Annotated in this window: 12 protein-coding genes and 2 pseudogenes; 5 read left to right on the top strand and 9 right to left on the bottom strand. The window is 68.7% G+C overall.

Annotation, left to right across the window (positions count from 1 at the left end):
- Position 1: 1 nt before the first annotated feature.
- Complete coding sequence (locus H7K45_RS25775; RefSeq protein WP_263998914.1) at positions 2–1948, bottom strand: acyl-CoA dehydrogenase family protein; 1947 nt, start codon at positions 1946–1948, stop codon at positions 2–4.
- A gap of 103 nt (positions 1949–2051) precedes the next feature.
- On the opposite strand from H7K45_RS25775, the gene H7K45_RS25770 reads away from it, so the two are divergent.
- Complete coding sequence (locus H7K45_RS25770) at positions 2052–2783, top strand: VIT1/CCC1 transporter family protein (RefSeq protein WP_263998912.1); 732 nt, start codon at positions 2052–2054, stop codon at positions 2781–2783.
- Positions 2784–2790: 7 nt separating this feature from the next.
- On the opposite strand, the gene H7K45_RS25765 is transcribed toward H7K45_RS25770, so the two are convergent.
- Genes H7K45_RS25765 through H7K45_RS25755 form a run of 3 tightly spaced genes read right to left on the bottom strand, consistent with a single transcriptional unit; the run spans position 2791 to position 5166 of the window.
- Complete coding sequence (locus H7K45_RS25765; RefSeq protein WP_263998911.1) at positions 2791–3420, bottom strand: hypothetical protein; 630 nt, start codon at positions 3418–3420, stop codon at positions 2791–2793.
- A gap of 57 nt (positions 3421–3477) precedes the next feature.
- Positions 3478–4680, bottom strand: coding sequence for an MFS transporter (locus H7K45_RS25760; RefSeq protein ID WP_263998910.1), 1203 nt, complete (start codon positions 4678–4680; stop codon positions 3478–3480).
- A gap of 27 nt (positions 4681–4707) precedes the next feature.
- A complete protein-coding gene (locus H7K45_RS25755) occupies positions 4708–5166 on the bottom strand; it encodes a MarR family winged helix-turn-helix transcriptional regulator (protein ID WP_263998909.1) in 459 nt (152 codons plus the stop codon).
- Between the two features lie 107 nt (positions 5167–5273).
- Here H7K45_RS25755 and H7K45_RS25750 point away from each other — a divergent pair, with 107 nt between their 5' ends.
- Positions 5274–7331, top strand: coding sequence for an ATP-binding cassette domain-containing protein (locus tag H7K45_RS25750; RefSeq protein WP_263998908.1), 2058 nt, complete (start codon positions 5274–5276; stop codon positions 7329–7331).
- A complete protein-coding gene (locus H7K45_RS25745) occupies positions 7328–8158 on the top strand; it encodes a CbiQ family ECF transporter T component (RefSeq protein WP_263998907.1) in 831 nt (276 codons plus the stop codon). The genes H7K45_RS25750 and H7K45_RS25745 overlap by 4 nt, the downstream gene beginning before the upstream one ends.
- A gap of 3 nt (positions 8159–8161) precedes the next feature.
- Here H7K45_RS25745 and H7K45_RS25740 read toward each other — a convergent pair.
- From H7K45_RS25740 to H7K45_RS25720, 5 genes and pseudogenes are all read right to left on the bottom strand, one after another.
- A pseudogene (locus H7K45_RS25740) lies at positions 8162–9187 on the bottom strand (HNH endonuclease signature motif containing protein); the annotation flags it as partial.
- A gap of 109 nt (positions 9188–9296) precedes the next feature.
- Positions 9297–9563, bottom strand: a pseudogene (locus H7K45_RS25735) (DUF222 domain-containing protein); the annotation flags it as partial.
- Between the two features lie 39 nt (positions 9564–9602).
- On the bottom strand, positions 9603–10940 hold the full coding sequence (locus tag H7K45_RS25730; protein ID WP_263998905.1) for an ABC transporter substrate-binding protein: 1338 nt from the start codon (positions 10938–10940) through the stop codon (positions 9603–9605).
- 10 nt (positions 10941–10950) lie between these two features.
- The gene (locus H7K45_RS25725; protein WP_263998904.1) at positions 10951–11766 is read right to left on the bottom strand and encodes a carbohydrate ABC transporter permease; all 816 of its coding nucleotides are present in this window, start codon (positions 11764–11766) and stop codon (positions 10951–10953) included.
- A complete protein-coding gene (locus tag H7K45_RS25720; protein WP_263999321.1) occupies positions 11753–12610 on the bottom strand; it encodes a carbohydrate ABC transporter permease in 858 nt (285 codons plus the stop codon). Before H7K45_RS25720 ends, H7K45_RS25725 begins: the two co-directional genes overlap by 14 nt.
- A 57-nt stretch (positions 12611–12667) precedes the next feature.
- Here H7K45_RS25720 and H7K45_RS25715 point away from each other — a divergent pair, with 57 nt between their 5' ends.
- Positions 12668–14191, top strand: coding sequence for a TldD/PmbA family protein (locus tag H7K45_RS25715; RefSeq protein WP_263998903.1), 1524 nt, complete (start codon positions 12668–12670; stop codon positions 14189–14191).
- Entirely contained in the window at positions 14188–15558 is a 1371-nt protein-coding gene (locus tag H7K45_RS25710; protein ID WP_263998902.1) for a TldD/PmbA family protein, read from the top strand. The genes H7K45_RS25715 and H7K45_RS25710 overlap by 4 nt, the downstream gene beginning before the upstream one ends.
- The last annotated feature ends 19 nt before the right edge of the window (positions 15559–15577 follow it).

Genomic DNA, 15577 nt, shown 5'->3' with positions numbered 1-15577 from the left:
GTCACTCCGCGTTTTGCTCCTGATGCTCGTCGGCGTCGGGGATGTGCTCCGGGTGCAACATCTCGGCGTAGCGCAGCTGCTCGGGAATCCCGAACCCCTCGACCAACAGCTCGGCGTGCGGTCGCAGCTTGCGGCACCGGTCGTTGATGCCTCGCGTGACGGCCTTGGAGCGCTCCGTCGACAGGAACCGGTGCTCGATGAACCATGCCTTGTCGTCCTCGATCACCGACAGCGCGTAGAGGTCGCAGACCATGCCGAGGATGTCGCGGGCCTCGTCGTCCTCACACGTGTCTATGCCTGCGACGAACGCCTCCAAGATGATCCTGTCGATGTGCGCCTTGGCGGCGTGCAGCACGTGGTCCTGAACGGAGTTGAACGCGTCGAACGGCGACATCTCCTTGGACTTGCCCTGGAGGCGCCGCGCCACGGACGCGATCATGTACTCCTCGCGATCCTCGAACATCTTGACCTGCGTGCCCCGGTTGAACAACGAGCCCTCCTCCTCGTTGTCCTGGCGCGTGTCGACGATCGTCTGCATGATGGTCTGTGCCGCGGTGCGCTTGAGCACCCGCTCGCCGGCGAAGTTCGCCGCGAACCGCACCCACTGTGCGGGGCTCATGCCCTTGACGTCGTCGGCGTAGGCGGTCAGCAGTTCCTTGGCGACCAGCTGGGTCAGCACGTGGTTGTCGCCCTCGAAGGTGGTGAACACGTCGGTGTCGGCCTTCAGCGCGATCAGTCGGTTCTCGGCCAGATAGCCTGCGCCGCCGCACGCTTCGCGCGCCTCCTGAATGGCGCGGGTGGCGTGCCAGGTGTTGGCGGCCTTGAGCCCGGCGGCGCGGGATTCCAGCTCGCGCTGCTCCTCGGCGTCGGGGTCGTCGGAGGTCTGCAGCTCGTGACACTTGGCCACCAACTCGTTCTGGGCGAACTGCAGGGCGTAGGACTTGGCGATCAGCGGGAACAGCCGACGCTGGTGCACCAGGTAGTCCATGACGAGCACTTCGTCGTCGGCGCCGGGCGCCTCGAACTGCCTGCGCTGCAACGCATATCGCGTCGCAATGTCGAGGGCCACCCGGGCCGCGGCGCCGGCGCTGCCGCCGACGGTGACCCGGCCGCGAATCAGGGTGCCGAGCATCGTGAAGAAGCGTCGGCCCGGATTCTCGATCGGCGAGCTGTAGGTGCCGTCCTCGGCCACGTCGGCGTACTTGTTGAGCAGGTTCTCTCGCGGGATGCGCACCTGGTCGAACTGGATGCGGCCGTTGTCGACGCCGGGTAGGCCGCCCTTGTACTGGCAGTCCGAGGTCGTCACACCCGGCAGGTCGTTGCCCTCGTCGTCGCGGATCGGCACGACGAAGCAGTGCACGCCGTGGCCCTCGCCCTTGGTGATCAACTGGGCGAACACCGCCGCCACCCGCGCGGTGTTGGCCGCGCCGCCGATGTAGTCCTTGCGCGACGAAGGGGTGGGCGAGTCGATGACGAACTCCTGGGTCTCGGGATCGTAGGTTCCCGTGGTCTCCAGGGCTTGGACGTCGCTGCCGTGACCGGTCTCGGTCATCGCGAAGCAGCCCAGCAGCTCCAGGTCGATGAGCTTGCGCACGTAGGCGTCGTGATGGCGCTTGGTGCCGAGGTTCTCGATCGCACCGCCGAAGAGGCCCCACTGCACGCCGGCCTTGACCATCAGCGACAGGTCCGACATCGCCAGCATCTCGATCTGCGTCACCGCGGCGCCGACGTCGCCGTTGCCGCCGTGCTCCTTCTTGAAGCCGTCCTCGGCCGCACCGTTGGCGGCCATGATGCGCATCTGCTCGGTGACCTTCGTGCGGGCGATCACCGTGTTGGGGGTGTAGTGCGGCTTGAAGACCTCCGACGCCAGTTCTTGGCGCATCCGGTTCTTCATGTCGCGCCAACGACCGTCGAGTGAGTTACGAAGGTGATCCGCAGTGGTGGTCATGGTGGCCACGTTATCCCTCGAAACCCGTCGTGAAACTGTGATGTGGCAAACCCAGGCCATCCTCATCGAAACCGGCCCGCCCGCGTGGCGTTGAATCGTCGACATGACCGCTTCGGACGCCGTGCCGCCAGTGCCGGGAACGCCCCACGACTTCGACCACCGGCATGCCGACGTCACGGGGGGATGGCTGCGCGCCGCCACGTTTGGCGCGATGGACGGGCTCGTCAGCAACACGGCGCTGATCGCGGGCGTCGCAGCCAGCGCCAGCACGCACGCCGTGGTCCTCGCCGGGGTGGCCGGTCTGCTGGCCGGATCGTTCTCGATGGCACTCGGTGAGTTCACCTCGGTCACCACGGCCAACGAGCAAGTCGAGTCCGAGGTTCGGGTGGAGCGCCGCAGCTTCCGCAAGTATCCCGACCTCGAGCGGGCCGAATTGGTGGGGATGCTGACGGACATGGGCATGAGCGTCGACACCGCCACCAAGGCCTCCGACGAGATCCACCGAGACGAGACGCGGGCGTTGAACTTTCACCTGGTTCAGGAGCTCGGCGTCAACCCCGACGAGAAGCCGTCGCCGTGGGTGGCGGCCGCGTCGTCGTTCGTCATGTTCGCCGTCGGTGCGGTGATCCCGTTGATCCCGTACCTGCTTGGCTACTCGTCGCTGTGGCTCGGCTTGGCCTGCGGCGGGGTCGGCCTGCTGGTGGTCGGTGGGGTGGCCGCCCGCGTCACCAAGAAGGCGCCGTGGCTGGGATCGTTGCGGCAGTTGGCCTTTGGTGCGATCGCGATCGCGGCGACCTATCTGGTCGGCCACCTCATCGGCACGGCGGTCGGGTAGGGGCGGCTCAGTCGATCTCCACGCCGTAGCCGCCGCGAAGATCCTTGCGGGCGGCGGCGGTCGTGCGGTCGCACAGCGCCAGCAGCGCGTCGACGTCGAGGTCGGATTCCTCGCCGAGCCGCCGCAGCCACGACGCCTCTTCCTCCTTGAGGGCTGTCCACGCCGCCTGGTCGTCGCACGGGGTGCTGAGCTGCTGCTTGCACGTGTCCAGCTGTGCCAACGAATATCCGTGGTCGCGGAACTGCCGGTCCCATTCGTCGAGCAGCTGCTCGGTGAGTTCGCGAACGGGCTCTGCGGCATAGATCAGCACCTCCGCGACGCCGTCGTCCAGACCGAGCCTGCCGCGGAACGCGTACAACTCCTCGATGGCCTCGGCGCGGCGTTGCGCGACGGTCTGCTGCGCGCCGACGAGCGGCTCGGCGCCCCGCCTGACGCGCATGGTCGCCGCGAGGAGAGTCTTGAGGGCGATCTTCTTCTCCTCGCCCGCACGCTGTTCGAAGTCCATGCGCAGCGCGTGCTCGCGGTCGTCGCGCTTGCTCTTCACGTCGATGCGCTTGGTCCAGATCGCCACGGTGGCCGTCGAGAGCACCGAGACCACGGGAACGAGAACGGTTGCGAGGGCGCTCAACCACGTCATGGGGGACAAGTCTCCCTGGCCGACGCCGTCCGTGCCGTGGTTCCGGCCCCGAACGGGTCAGCTGTCGCTGCCGACGGTGATCGCGGCGGCCTCGTCGGCCAGTTCTTCCTCGTCGTCGTCGAGGTGGCGCAGGTGCCCGCGGGTCAGCACCAGCACCCCTGCCCCCAGCATGACGGCGGCCGCGCCCACCCAGAACGGCACGTGGGCGCCGAACGTCTCGCCGAGCACGCCCGCCAGCCACGGCGCGACCGCCGCCCCGCCGAACCGCAGGAAGCTGTAGGCGGCTGACGCCACCCCACGCTCTATGGGGGCCGCCTTCATGACCGTCTCGGTGATCAACGTGTTGTTCACGCCGATGAACAGACCAGCCACCACGACGCACGTGGCCAGGGCCGGCTTGGCGTCGGTGACGACGGCCATCACGGCCAGCAGCGCCGAGAAGGCCACCAGGTTCAGGACGAGCACGCGCACGGTGCCGAAGCGGTGCTGCAGCCGCGGCGCGACGACGACGGAGGTGAAGGCCAGCGCCAGACCCCAGCCGAAGAAGATGAGCCCGATCTCGTGGGCCGTCATGTCTAGTGGAAACGGCGTGAAGGCGAGCAGGGTGAAGAACCCGAAGTTGTACAGCAGGGCCGTGATTCCCACGCCAAGCAGGCCGCGATGCCGCAGCGCGCGCAGCGGGTCGGCCAGGCTGGTGGCGCGCTTGGCGCGTGGTGTCGCGGGGAGCAGGAACGCGGTCACCACGAAGGCCACGGCCATCAGGGCCGACACCCCGAAGAACGGTCCGCGCCACGAGATCGAGCCGAGCACACCGCCGACCAGGGGGCCGACGGCGATGCCGAGGCCGAGGGCGGCCTCGTAGAGGATGATCGCCTGGGCGACCGAGCCGCGGGCGGAGTTGACGATCGTGGCCAGGGCGGTGGCGATGAACAGGGCATTGCCCAGGCCCCAGAGTGCGCGCCAGCCGACGATGCCCGAGACGGTGTCGGACAGGCCCGCCAGACCGGCGCCGGCGATGATGACGAGCAGCCCGATCAGCAAGGTGCGCTTGGGTCCGATGCGGCTCGACACCACACCGGTGATCAGCATTGCGACGCCCATGACGGCCATGTAGCTGGTGAACAGCAACGACACTTGCGACGGGGTCGCGTTCAGGTTGTCGGCGATGGGCTTGAGGATTGGGTCGACGAGGCCGATGCCCATGAACGCCACGACGGAGGCAAAGGCAACGGCCCAGACGGCCTTGGGTTGACGCCACATGGGCGGCAGCTCCTGTTCTGGTTGGGGTCAGTCGGACTGTTGGGCGTTGGCGAGGATCGTGCGCATGACGTCGACCGCGTCGCCCAGGGTCTCTCGTTCGGCAGGGGTGAGCCGTTCGAGGTAGGGGTCCACGGCGGCGGCGCGATCGGCGCGCACCCGGGCTAGGACCTGCCGCCCCTTGGCGGTGATGCTGATCAGCACGGCGCGAGCGTCGGCCGGATCGGTCACGCGAGACACCAGCGCAGCCTCCTCGAGGCGGCGGACCTGGGTGGTCATGGTGGGCTGCGAGCAGTGGTCGAACGCGGCGAGATCGGAGATGCGCGCTGCGCCCTGGTCTTCGATCGTGGACAGCAGCCGGGCCTGGGCGAAGGGAAGTTGAAGTTTCACGCGTCGGGTGGCGAGGCGGTTGAGGCGGGCGACGACCGACAGCAGGTCCGCGGAGAGCGTGGTGTCAGCGGTGTCGTGCGTGGCGGAGCGCTGTGACATGACGCCCAGTTTACATAGAAACTCTATGTAGACCGTGGTGGGCGGATCGTGGCGCTGCTCGTGGGCCGCTGAGATTGCTCTTGGCCGACAGCTGGCAGAATCGTGCAATGGCCAAGACCGGCAGAGCGACCGGCGGCGGCGCACCTCGGCGAGCTGGCTCGATGAAGCCCGACGAGCTCGCGCACGCCGCGATCATGGCCGCCCTCTGCGCTGCCACGGCCATCATCGCCGTCGTCGTCCCGTTCGCCGCGGGCCTCTCGGTGCTGGGCACGGTGCCCATGGGTCTGCTCGCGTACCGCCACCGATTCCGGGTGCTGGTCGCCGCGACGGTCGCCGGGGGCACCATCGCGTTCCTGATCGCCGGGTTCGGCGGTTTGATGACGGTCGTCAACTGCGCCTACATCGGCGGCCTGGTCGGCATCGTCAAACGCCGCGGTCGCGGACTGCCGACGATCACGGTCTCGGCGGTCGTCGCCGGTGCGGCGTTCGGCGTGGTGGGCGTCGGCTTCCTGCTGGCGTTCTCGCGCATCCGCGACCTCATCTTCGCCTCGGTTACTGCCAACATGAACGGCATCGCCGCGGTGCTCGACCGCATCTCGGGCATGGAGCGGGCCGCTCAACAACTGCGCGACGGCTTCGGCACGGTGCTGAGCTACTGGCCCGTCCTGATCATCGGATCCAGCATCCTCAGCATCGGATCGGTCACCCTCATCGGATGGTGGGCGCTCTCCCGGGTGCTCTCGCGGTTGTCCGGCGTGCCCGACGTCCACAAGCTCGACTCCGACGGCTCCACCGAACCCGTCGGCCCGGTGCCCGCGGAGTTCCGCGACGTCCGCTTCCGATACGACGGCGCGGCCCAGGATGCCCTCGGTCCCGTGTCCCTGACCATCGGCGAGGGTGAGCACGTCGCCGTCACCGGGCCCAACGGGTCCGGCAAGACGACGCTCATGCTGGTGCTGTCGGGCCGCGAGCCCACGGCGGGTCGCGTCGAGCGCCCCGGTGCCGTCGGACTCGGCAAGGTCGGAGGCACCGCGGTGGTGATGCAGCATCCCGAGAGTCAGGTATTGGGCAGTCGGGTCGCCGACGACGTGGTGTTCGGACTGCCCCCGGGCACCCAGACCGACGTCGACCGGTTGCTCGCCGAAGTGGGACTCGACGGACTGGCCGAACGCGACACCGGCAATCTGTCCGGCGGCGAGCTGCAGCGACTCGCGGTGGCCGCGGCGCTGGCGCGTCAGCCGACGCTGCTGATCGCCGACGAAGTCACCAGCATGGTCGACCAGCAGGGGCGCGAGGGGCTCATCGAGGTGCTGTCGGGACTGACGAAGAACCACCGGATGTCGTTGGTGCACATCACGCACTACAACGACGAGGCTGCGTCGGCGGACCGGGTGATCGACCTGACGGGCAACGGGGGCAGCGCCGACAACGTGGAGATGGTCAGCACCTCGTCGCCGCCCGATGCGACCAGCCCGCAGACCCGCCGCGGCGGATCGCCGCTGCTCGAGCTGACCGGTGTCGGACACGAATACGGACTGGGCACTCCGTGGGCGTCGACGGCGCTGCGCAACGTCGACCTCGTGGTCAACGAGGGTGACGGCGTCCTGATCCACGGGCTGAACGGGTCCGGCAAGTCGACGTTGGCCTGGATCATGGCCGGGCTGCTCACGCCCACCACGGGCACCTGTCTTCTCGACGGCAAGCCCGTGACCGAACAGGTTGGCGCGGTGGCCATCTCGTTCCAGGCGGCCCGGTTGCAGCTGATGCGCGGCCGCGTGGACATGGAGATCGCCTCGGCCGCCGGTCTGGACTACTACGACCACTCGCAGATCGTCGCCGCACTCGCGATGGTCGGCCTCGATCCGGCGATCGGACTGCGGCGCATCGACCAACTCAGCGGCGGACAGATGCGTCGGGTGGTGCTGGCGGGGCTGCTGGCCCGCAAGCCGCGGGTGCTGATCCTCGACGAGCCGCTCGCCGGGCTCGACGCCGCCAGCCAGCGCGGGCTGCTGGGCCTTCTGTCGTCACTGCGGCGCGACGCGGGGCTGACCGTCGTGGTCATCTCGCACGACTTCTCTGGGCTCGAGGAACTGTGCCCGCGGACGCTGCATCTGCTCGACGGCGGCGTGATGGCCACCCCGACGACGGCAGGAGGGGTCGGATGAGCGCCCCGCAGCGTCAGCCCCGCCCGGTCGTGCTGCTGCGACCGGTGCCCGGGCGCACCGCGATTCACGAATTGTGGGCGGGCACCAAGCTTCTCGTCGTCGCGTTCATCGGCCTGCTGCTGACGTGGTATCCGGGGTGGGTACCGATCCTGTTGGTCGGCGGTTTCGTGTTGGTGACGGCGAAGATCGCCCACATTCCGCGGGGCGTGTTGCCGTCGGTCCCGCGCTGGTTGTGGTTCCTGCTGTTCCTTGGTGCGTTGACGGCGTCCTTCGCCGGTGGCAGCCCGCACGTCGTGGTCGCCTCGGTCGACTTCGGGCTTGGCGGACTGCTCAAGTTCCTCCAGATCACGGTGCTGTCGATCGTGCTGTTGGGACTCGGCGGGCTGGTCTCGTGGACGACCAACGTCGCCGAGATCGCCCCGGCGGTGTCCAAGATCGGTCGACCGTTGCGTCTGCTGCGCCTGCCGGTCGACGACTACGCGGTGACGCTGGCGCTTGCGCTGCGGGCGTTTCCGATGCTGATCGACGAGTTCCGCGTGCTGTTCGCCGCGCGCAAGCTCAGGCCGCGCGACCCGGCGACCAACGCCAGGGAGCGGCGCCACCGCTTCAACCGCGAGATCGTCGACCTGCTGGCCGCGGCGGTCACCGTGGCGTTGCGCCGGGCCGACGAGATGGGGGACGCGATCACCGCCCGTGGTGGCGCGGGTCAGATCTCCGCTTTGCCGTCGCGCCCGACCCGTGCTGACGCCGTGGCCTTCGCGATCGTCATCGTGTTGTGCGCCGTGTCGGTCTACGTCGAGGCGTTCACCCCGCTGGCCACGACCTAGCGATCAACCGGCCCGCCGGGGCCGTTCCGGGTCCCAAGGGTCGTACCACCACCAGTCGGCGCGTTCCCCGAGTGGGCCGGTGCACGGTGGGACGGCGGGTGGCGGTGTCGTGGGTGGCCTGGCCAGCGACGCCCCGGTCAGCTCCATTCCGTCGGCGTCGGTGACCACCAACTGAGTGGCGGTGCCGCTGATGGTGATGCCGCCGGTGTGGTGCAACCGGTGGTGAAACGGGCAGAGCAAGATCAGGTTGTCCGGGTCGGTGGGTCCACCGTCCTCCCAGTGCCGAATGTGGTGGGCATGCAACCCTCGGGTGGCCCCACACCCTGGGACTGCGCAGCAGCGGTCGCGGTGCTCCAACACGCGACGGAGTCGTCGGCTGATGGTGCGGGTGGCCCGCCCCGCCCCGATCGGTTGTCCGTGGCGTTCCATCCACACTTCGCACGTCGCGTCGCAGAGCAGGTACTGGCGGTCGGCATCGGAGAGAATCGGCCCCAGATGCAACTCCGCTGAACGCTTCTCGGGGTCGAGGTGCACCACCACGGTGGTGTGCTGCCCGTGCGGGCGGCGCGCCACATCGGCGTCCCACCCCGCCTCCACCAAACTCATGAACGCGTCCACGGTGGTCGGGAACGGTGGCGCCTGCTCCGGCGAGCTCTCGGTCACGTCACCGGCAGGACGATCACCGTCGTGGCCGCTGTCCCCGTCCTTATCGTGGGCGGTCTTCCAGTCGTTGACCAACGCATCGCGGTGCGAGGCCAACGCGGCCTCGACCTTCGCGGCCTCCACCTTGGGCAACCGGATCCGCCACGTGGTGTGGGTGGCGGTCTCGGTCGTGGTGATCGACCGGTCCGGCTCCCAGGACGGTTTGGCGTCGGGGCGGGGTTCGAGCTTGATGGCGGTCCGCAACTGGGTCACCGTGGCCACCGACGCCAACTGGGCGTAGTGCTCGTCGGATCCGTCGCCGGCGCGTTCGGCGATCACCCCGACCTGATCCAGGGACAGGCGGCCCTCCCGCAACGCGCAACTGGGTCACCGTGGCCACCGACGCCAACTGGGCGTAGTGCTCGTCGGATCCGTCGCCGGCGCGTTCGGCGATCACCCCGACCTGATCCAGGGACAGGCGGCCCTCCCGCAACGCCGCGGTACAGGACGGGAACTCGGAGCGTCGCTCGGCAATGGTGGTGATGGTCTGCGCGTTGTGGGGCGAGATTCCGGTGCGCCAGGCGACCAGTGCGGAAATCGACCGGCACCCGGTGTTGCCCCACAGCCCGTCGCCGTCGATTTCGGCGACGATGTCCACGATGCGACCGTCGATCGCGTTGCGCTGCCCGGTCAGCTCAGCCAACTCGTCGAACAACACCTCTAGACGCTCTTTGGAGCTCAGAGTGGTTGTCGCCGTTGGCATGTATCCATCATGGCAGAAGGGTCTGACACGTCGAAGCTACTAACGGTCGGCGGCCGCGTTCGCGGCGTCCTGGGCGGCCGCGAGCGTGCCGGGCACGTCGCGACGTCCGAGGAACATCTCGTCGAAGTACGGTGTCAGCGCCTGATATCCGGCGGCGAACCCCGGGCCGCCGGGTGCCGCGATGCGGGGTCCGTCCAGTACGTCGAAGAACGGGCTGACGTCGACGCCACGAGCGGCCCAGTGTCGGAAGTACACCGGCTGGGCCTCGAGGACGGCCGGGATCGCCGCGCCACCGCTGCCGAGGAACTCGTTGCCGCGCGTGCTACCCATCCACTCGAGGACCTGGCGAACCGCGTCGGGATGTCGGGTCGCCGCATTGCCCGCGGCGGCAATGCCATTGGTGACGCTGACGCGCCCCTTCGGACCGCTGGGCAGCATCGCCACACCCCACCGGAACGGCGCCTGGTCGGCGATCGCGGCCAGGTTGTACGTGCCCGACTGGAACAACGCCATCCGCCCCTGGAGGAATTGGTTGCGCGAGAAGTCGCCGTTGCCGTTCGTGTCTGCCGCCGGTGGAGCGACGTGGTCGCGGTTGACCAGTCCGACGAGGTAGCCAAAAGCCTGAACGCCAGCGGGGGTGTCGAAGGCGAACCGGTCGCCGTCCTGGAAGGTGCCGCCCGCGGAGCCGATGTAGTTCAGGTAGATGCCCTGGAGGTCGTTCGCGGCGTTGTAGCCCCATTGGCGGATCGTGTCGGGGTCGAATGCCGGTGTGTCGGCTCGGTTTCCGTCGGCGTCGAGCGTCAATCGTGCCAGCAGCGGCCGCAACGTGTCGTCGGCTCCGTCGGGTGACCACCGAAGTGCTCGAAGGTCGTCGGGTTTCACCCCGGCCCGGTCGAGCAGGTCGGCGTTGTAGTAGACCGCGATGCCGGCGTCGGTGAGCTGCGGCACGCCCCAGAGCACCCCGTTGCGGGTGAACTGTCGTACCACCGAGCCGTCCCATGCCCGGGCGGCGTCGGCGCCGAGCGTCTTCCCGACGTCGAGCAGCCTGCCGCTGTCGGCATAGTTGGCGAAGTAGGCGTTGGACAGCCAGAACACGTCGTCGGCACCGCCGCCGGCCACGTCGGTGCGCAGCGTGTCGAAGTACGACGAGTACGCCACCACGTCGAGCCGGACCTCGACGTCGGGATGCTGGCGGCTGAACTCGTCGAACGACTGCCGATAGGCCGCGGCCACCTTCTCGTCCCACAGTCGCACCGTCACCACCGTCTTGTCGGAGGGCTCGGCCGACCCGCCGAGCAGCACCGCCACGCCGAGCAAGACCGCCAGGACGAGGGCCAAGCCGCCGACGAACAGGGTCGAGAACTTGGGCTTGGTCACGTCGGCCCCGTCACTTGAGACCCGTCACCACGATGGAACCGACGATGTGGCGGCCGAACGCGACGAAGAGCACGATCAACGGGACGATCGCGACCGTCGTCGCCGCCATCACCAGCGTCCACTGCGCGTCGTAGCGGGATTGCAGGCCCGCGGTCGCGACGGTGAGCACCTGCCACGTGCGTCCGCTCGTGATGACCAGCGGCCACATGAAGTTGTTCCACTGCGACACCGTCGTGATCAGCGCCAGGGTCACCAGGATCGGCCGGCTCGCCGGCAGCACCACGTGCACGATGACGTCCAGGGTGTTGGCACCGTCCATGCGTGCGGCGCGGATGAGGTCGGTGGGGATCGTCCGAAAGTACTCCCGCAGCAGGAAGATCGCATAGGGCGAGCCGAACATGAAGGGCAACACCAACGCCCAGAACGTGTTCCGCAGTCCCGCCTCGGCCATCATCAGATACAGCGGGACCACGGTGACGGTCGGCGGCACCATCAGCGTTGCGACATACACCCAGAACAACGTGTCGCGGCCGCGGAACTCCATCCGCGCGAACGCATACGCGGCGAAGACGGAGAATGCGAGCTGGCCGAGCAGGATGACCGCCGTCGTCAGCGCCGTCACGACGACCGCGCGGCCGAACCCCGCGTCGGCGAGGCCGAGGTAGTTCGCCACCGTGGGCGGCGACGGCACCGACAGCGGCGACTGGGTGCTGAATTGGCGCGGGGACGTCAGCGACGTCAGCAGACCGAGACCGAACGGAATCAGGGTCAGCACGGCGAGGACGCCGAGCGCCGCGTAGATCGCCGCAGTCCTAGACCAGGTCATAGGTGATCCTGCGGCGGAAGTAGACGTGCTGGACGAGAGTCACGCCGAGGAGCACCGCGAACAGCACGACCGCCATCACCGCCGCCCGACCCACCGCTGCCGCCCCGAAGGCCTCGGCGTAGATGCGGTGGGCCACCAGGTCGGTGCGGCCCTCGGGCCCGCCGCCGGTCAGGGCGTAGACGGTGTCGAAAACCTGAGCGGCGCTGATGATCCCGGTGACGAGGACGAAGAAGAACGTGGGCCGCAGCATGGGAAGGGTGACGTAGCGGAACCGCTGCCATGACGTGGCTCCGTCGAGGCGTGCGGCGTTCTGGACGTCACGGGGGATGGCCAGGATGCCGGCGAGGAAGAACAGCGTCACGTAGCCGACGTTGGTCCACACCGTGACCGCCGAGACGACCGGCAGTGCCAACGTGGGGTCGGTCAACCACTCGACGGGACGACCCAGAACGGTGCTGACCGCGCCGTCGGTGGGGGCCAGGATCCACTTCCACAGCACGGCGATCGCCAGCGGCGAGCAGATCCACGGCAGCACGTACAGCGTGCGCAGCGCGCCGCTGCGCGGCAGGTTCCTGGCCAACATGGTGGCGGCGAACAGCCCGAGCACCGTCTGCAGCGGTACCACCAGCGCGATGAACGCGGCCGTGGCGACCATCGAGGTGCCGAATGTCGCGTCGGTCAGTACCGACCGCCAATTGTCCAGTCCCACAAAGCGGATCGGGCCCAGGAGATCCCAGCTGTGCACGCTCAACCACAGTACGACGAGCATCGGCAGCAGCAGGAACGTCACGACGCCGAACAGGCTGGGTGCGAGCAGCGCGTAACCGGTGACGGCGTTGCGCACGCTGCGGCGTACCGGCTCGTGACCCACGGCGTCATTATGTGCCACTACGGTGGAGACGTGACAGCGCTCAGACGTGTCGACGCCGACTTCCTCGGCCTGCCGCGACACCAACTCGCCGACGCGGCACTCTCGGCCGCGACGGCCGCCGGTGCCAGCTACGCCGACCTGCGGATTCACCGCATCACCACCGAGATCGTGCAGCTTCGCGACGGTGAGCTCGAGACCTCCGTCATCAGTCGCGAGGTCGGGTTCGCGGTGCGGGTCATCGTCGACGGGACGTGGGGATTCGCCTCACACGCCGAGCTCGACCCCACCGTCGCCGCCGAGACGGCACGTCGCGCAGTACGGGTTGCGACCACGCTGGCGCCGTTGAACGCCGAACGCATCGAGCTCGCCCCGGAGCCGGTGTACTCCGACGTGACGTGGGTGTCGGACTACCTCGTCGACCCGTTCGACGTCCCGGCGGCGGAGAAGATCGCGGTCCTCGACGAGTACTCCGGCCGGCTGCTGGCCGCCGACGGTGTCGACCACGTGTCGGCCGGGCTGCAGGCGGTCAAGGAACAGTCCTTCTACGCCGACACGTTCGGCTCGTCGACCACCCAGCAGCGCGTGCGGTTGCAGCCCACGTTCGACGCCGTCGCGGTCGACGCCGCGGCGGGCACCTTCGAGACGATGCGCACCTTGGCCCCGCCGACCGCGCGCGGCTGGGAGTACGTCACCGACGACGACCTGTGGGACTGGTCCGGTGAGCTCGCCGAGTTGCCGTCGCTGCTGGCCGAGAAGACCAAGGCGCCGTCGGTGGTGGCCGGTCCGACGGACCTCGTGATCGACCCGACGAATCTGTGGCTCACCATCCACGAGTCGATCGGGCACGCCACCGAATACGACAGGGCCATCGGGTACGAAGCCGCGTATGCGGGCACGTCCTTCGCGACGCCGGACAAGCTGGGCTCGATGCGCTACGGGTCCCCGGTGATGAACGTGACCGCCGACCGCACCGTCGAATTCGGTTTGGCGACGATCGGTTTCGACGACGAGGGAGTGCGCGCGCAGAAGTGGGACCTGGTGCGCGACGGAGTCTTCGTCGGCTACCAACTCGACCGGGTGTTCGCCCCACGGCTGGGCGAGAGCCGGTCCAACGGCTGCTCCTACGCCGATTCGCCACACCACGTGCCGATTCAGCGGATGGCCAACGTGTCGTTGCAGCCGAGCGCCGAGGACACGACCACCGAGGACCTCATCGCCAAGGTGGAGGACGGCGTCTACGTCGTCGGTGACAAGTCGTGGTCGATCGACATGCAGCGGTACAACTTTCAATTCACCGGGCAGCGCTTCTTCCGCATCCGCGACGGACGTCTGGACGGTCAGCTTCGCGACGTGGCCTACCAGGCCGTCACGACGGACTTCTGGGGTGCGATGGAGGCGGTCGGTGGACCGTCGACGTGGCGGTTGGGTGGGGCGTTCAACTGTGGCAAGGCGCAACCCGGACAGGTCGCGGCGGTCAGCCACGGCTGCCCCTCGGCGTTGTTCCGGGGAATCAACGTGCTGAACACCCGCGAAGAATCAGGACGGCAGGAATGATCAGCGCTCCCGAGGCCGTCGACCTCGTCCTCGCCGAGGCCGCGCGCCGTGGCGGCGCCGACGAGACGATCGTCGTCGTGACCGACCGGGCGACGGCGTCGCTGCGGTGGGCAGGCAACTCGATGACCACCAACGGCGAGACGCGCAGCCGCGACACCACGGTCGTCTCGATCGTGCGGCGCGACAACGGCGCCCACGTCGGTTCGGTCAAGTCCAGTGAAGTCGACGCGTCCGCCATCGCCGGTCTGGTCGCCGCGTCCCAGGACGCCGCGCGCTCGGCGCCGGAGGCTCGCGACGGCGCGCCGATCTTGGCCGGAGACGACGTGCCCGACGACTGGGACGCGTCGGTGCCCGAGACCGCCGCCGACGTCTTCGCCGGTGTCGCCAAGGGTTTGGCCAAGGGTTTCCGGGGTGCCGACCAGCTCTACGGATTCGCCCGCCACGAGGTGGAGACCACGTTCGTCGCGACGTCGACCGGCCTGCGGCGGCGTTTCACCCAGCCCACCGGTTCGGTGGAGGTCAACGCCAAGCGCCGCGGCGCCAGTGCCTGGGTCGGCGTGGGCACACCCGACTTCGTCGACGTGCCAACCGATTCCATGCTCGAGCAGTTGTCGACGCGGCTGGGGTGGGCGAACCGGACCGTCGAACTGCCCGCGGGCCGCTACGAGACCCTGATGCCGCCGTCGACGGTGGCCGACATGATGATCTACCTCGGCTGGTCCATGGACGGCCGGGGCGCACAGGAGGGACGCACCGCGCTGTCGGCGCCGGGCGGCACCCGGGTGGGGGAGACACTCGGCGATCTGGGGCTCACGCTGTACTCCGATCCGACGGCGACGGGGTTGGAGTGTGCCCCGTTCGTGGCGGCGACCAGTTCCTCGGAGCGGGTGTCGGTGTTCGACAACGGTCTGGACGTCGACCGGGTCGACTGGATCCGGGACGGGACGATCAATGCGCTGGCCTACCCGCGGGCGGCTGCGGCCGAGTTCGGCGTGCCCGTGGCCATCCCGGCGGACAACATGCTGATGACCGGTGGTTGGGCAAGCCTGTCGGACATGATCCGTCGCACCGAGCGCGGCCTGCTGCTGACGACGTTGTGGTACATCCGCGAGGTCGACCCCACGGTGCTGCTGTTGACGGGTCTGACCCGCGACGGCGTGTACCTCGTCGAGGATGGCGACGTCACCGCGGCGGTGAACAACTTCCGCTTCAACGAGAGCCCGCTGGACGTGCTGCGTCGTGCCACCGAGGCGGGTGTCAGCGAGGTGACCCTGCCGCGGGAGTGGGGTGACTGGGCGACGCGGGCGAAGATGCCGTCGCTGCGCATTCCGGACTTCCACATGTCCTCGGTCAGTCAGGCGCAGTGATCACGGGGATGAACGGGCA

It is taken from the genome of Mycobacterium yunnanensis, from assembly GCF_025823185.1.
Taxonomy (GTDB): Bacteria; Actinomycetota; Actinomycetes; order Mycobacteriales; family Mycobacteriaceae; genus Mycobacterium; species Mycobacterium yunnanensis.
The sequence above is the reverse complement of the archived record's forward strand: the minus strand, read 5'-3'. Positions and strand labels throughout refer to the sequence as shown.

Excerpts from the sequence above, each read along its gene's own strand:
- H7K45_RS25775 (WP_263998914.1), bottom strand. The coding sequence starts at position 1,948 with ATGACCACCACTGCGGATCACCTTCGTAACTCACTCGACGGTCGTTGG.
- H7K45_RS25770 (WP_263998912.1), top strand. The coding sequence starts at position 2,052 with ATGACCGCTTCGGACGCCGTGCCGCCAGTGCCGGGAACGCCCCACGAC.
- H7K45_RS25765 (WP_263998911.1), bottom strand. The coding sequence starts at position 3,420 with ATGACGTGGTTGAGCGCCCTCGCAACCGTTCTCGTTCCCGTGGTCTCG.
- H7K45_RS25760 (WP_263998910.1), bottom strand. The coding sequence starts at position 4,680 with ATGTGGCGTCAACCCAAGGCCGTCTGGGCCGTTGCCTTTGCCTCCGTC.
- H7K45_RS25755 (WP_263998909.1), bottom strand. The coding sequence starts at position 5,166 with ATGTCACAGCGCTCCGCCACGCACGACACCGCTGACACCACGCTCTCC.
- H7K45_RS25750 (WP_263998908.1), top strand. The coding sequence starts at position 5,274 with ATGGCCAAGACCGGCAGAGCGACCGGCGGCGGCGCACCTCGGCGAGCT.
- H7K45_RS25745 (WP_263998907.1), top strand. The coding sequence starts at position 7,328 with ATGAGCGCCCCGCAGCGTCAGCCCCGCCCGGTCGTGCTGCTGCGACCG.
- H7K45_RS25725 (WP_263998904.1), bottom strand. The coding sequence starts at position 11,766 with ATGACCTGGTCTAGGACTGCGGCGATCTACGCGGCGCTCGGCGTCCTC.
- H7K45_RS25710 (WP_263998902.1), top strand. The coding sequence starts at position 14,188 with ATGATCAGCGCTCCCGAGGCCGTCGACCTCGTCCTCGCCGAGGCCGCG.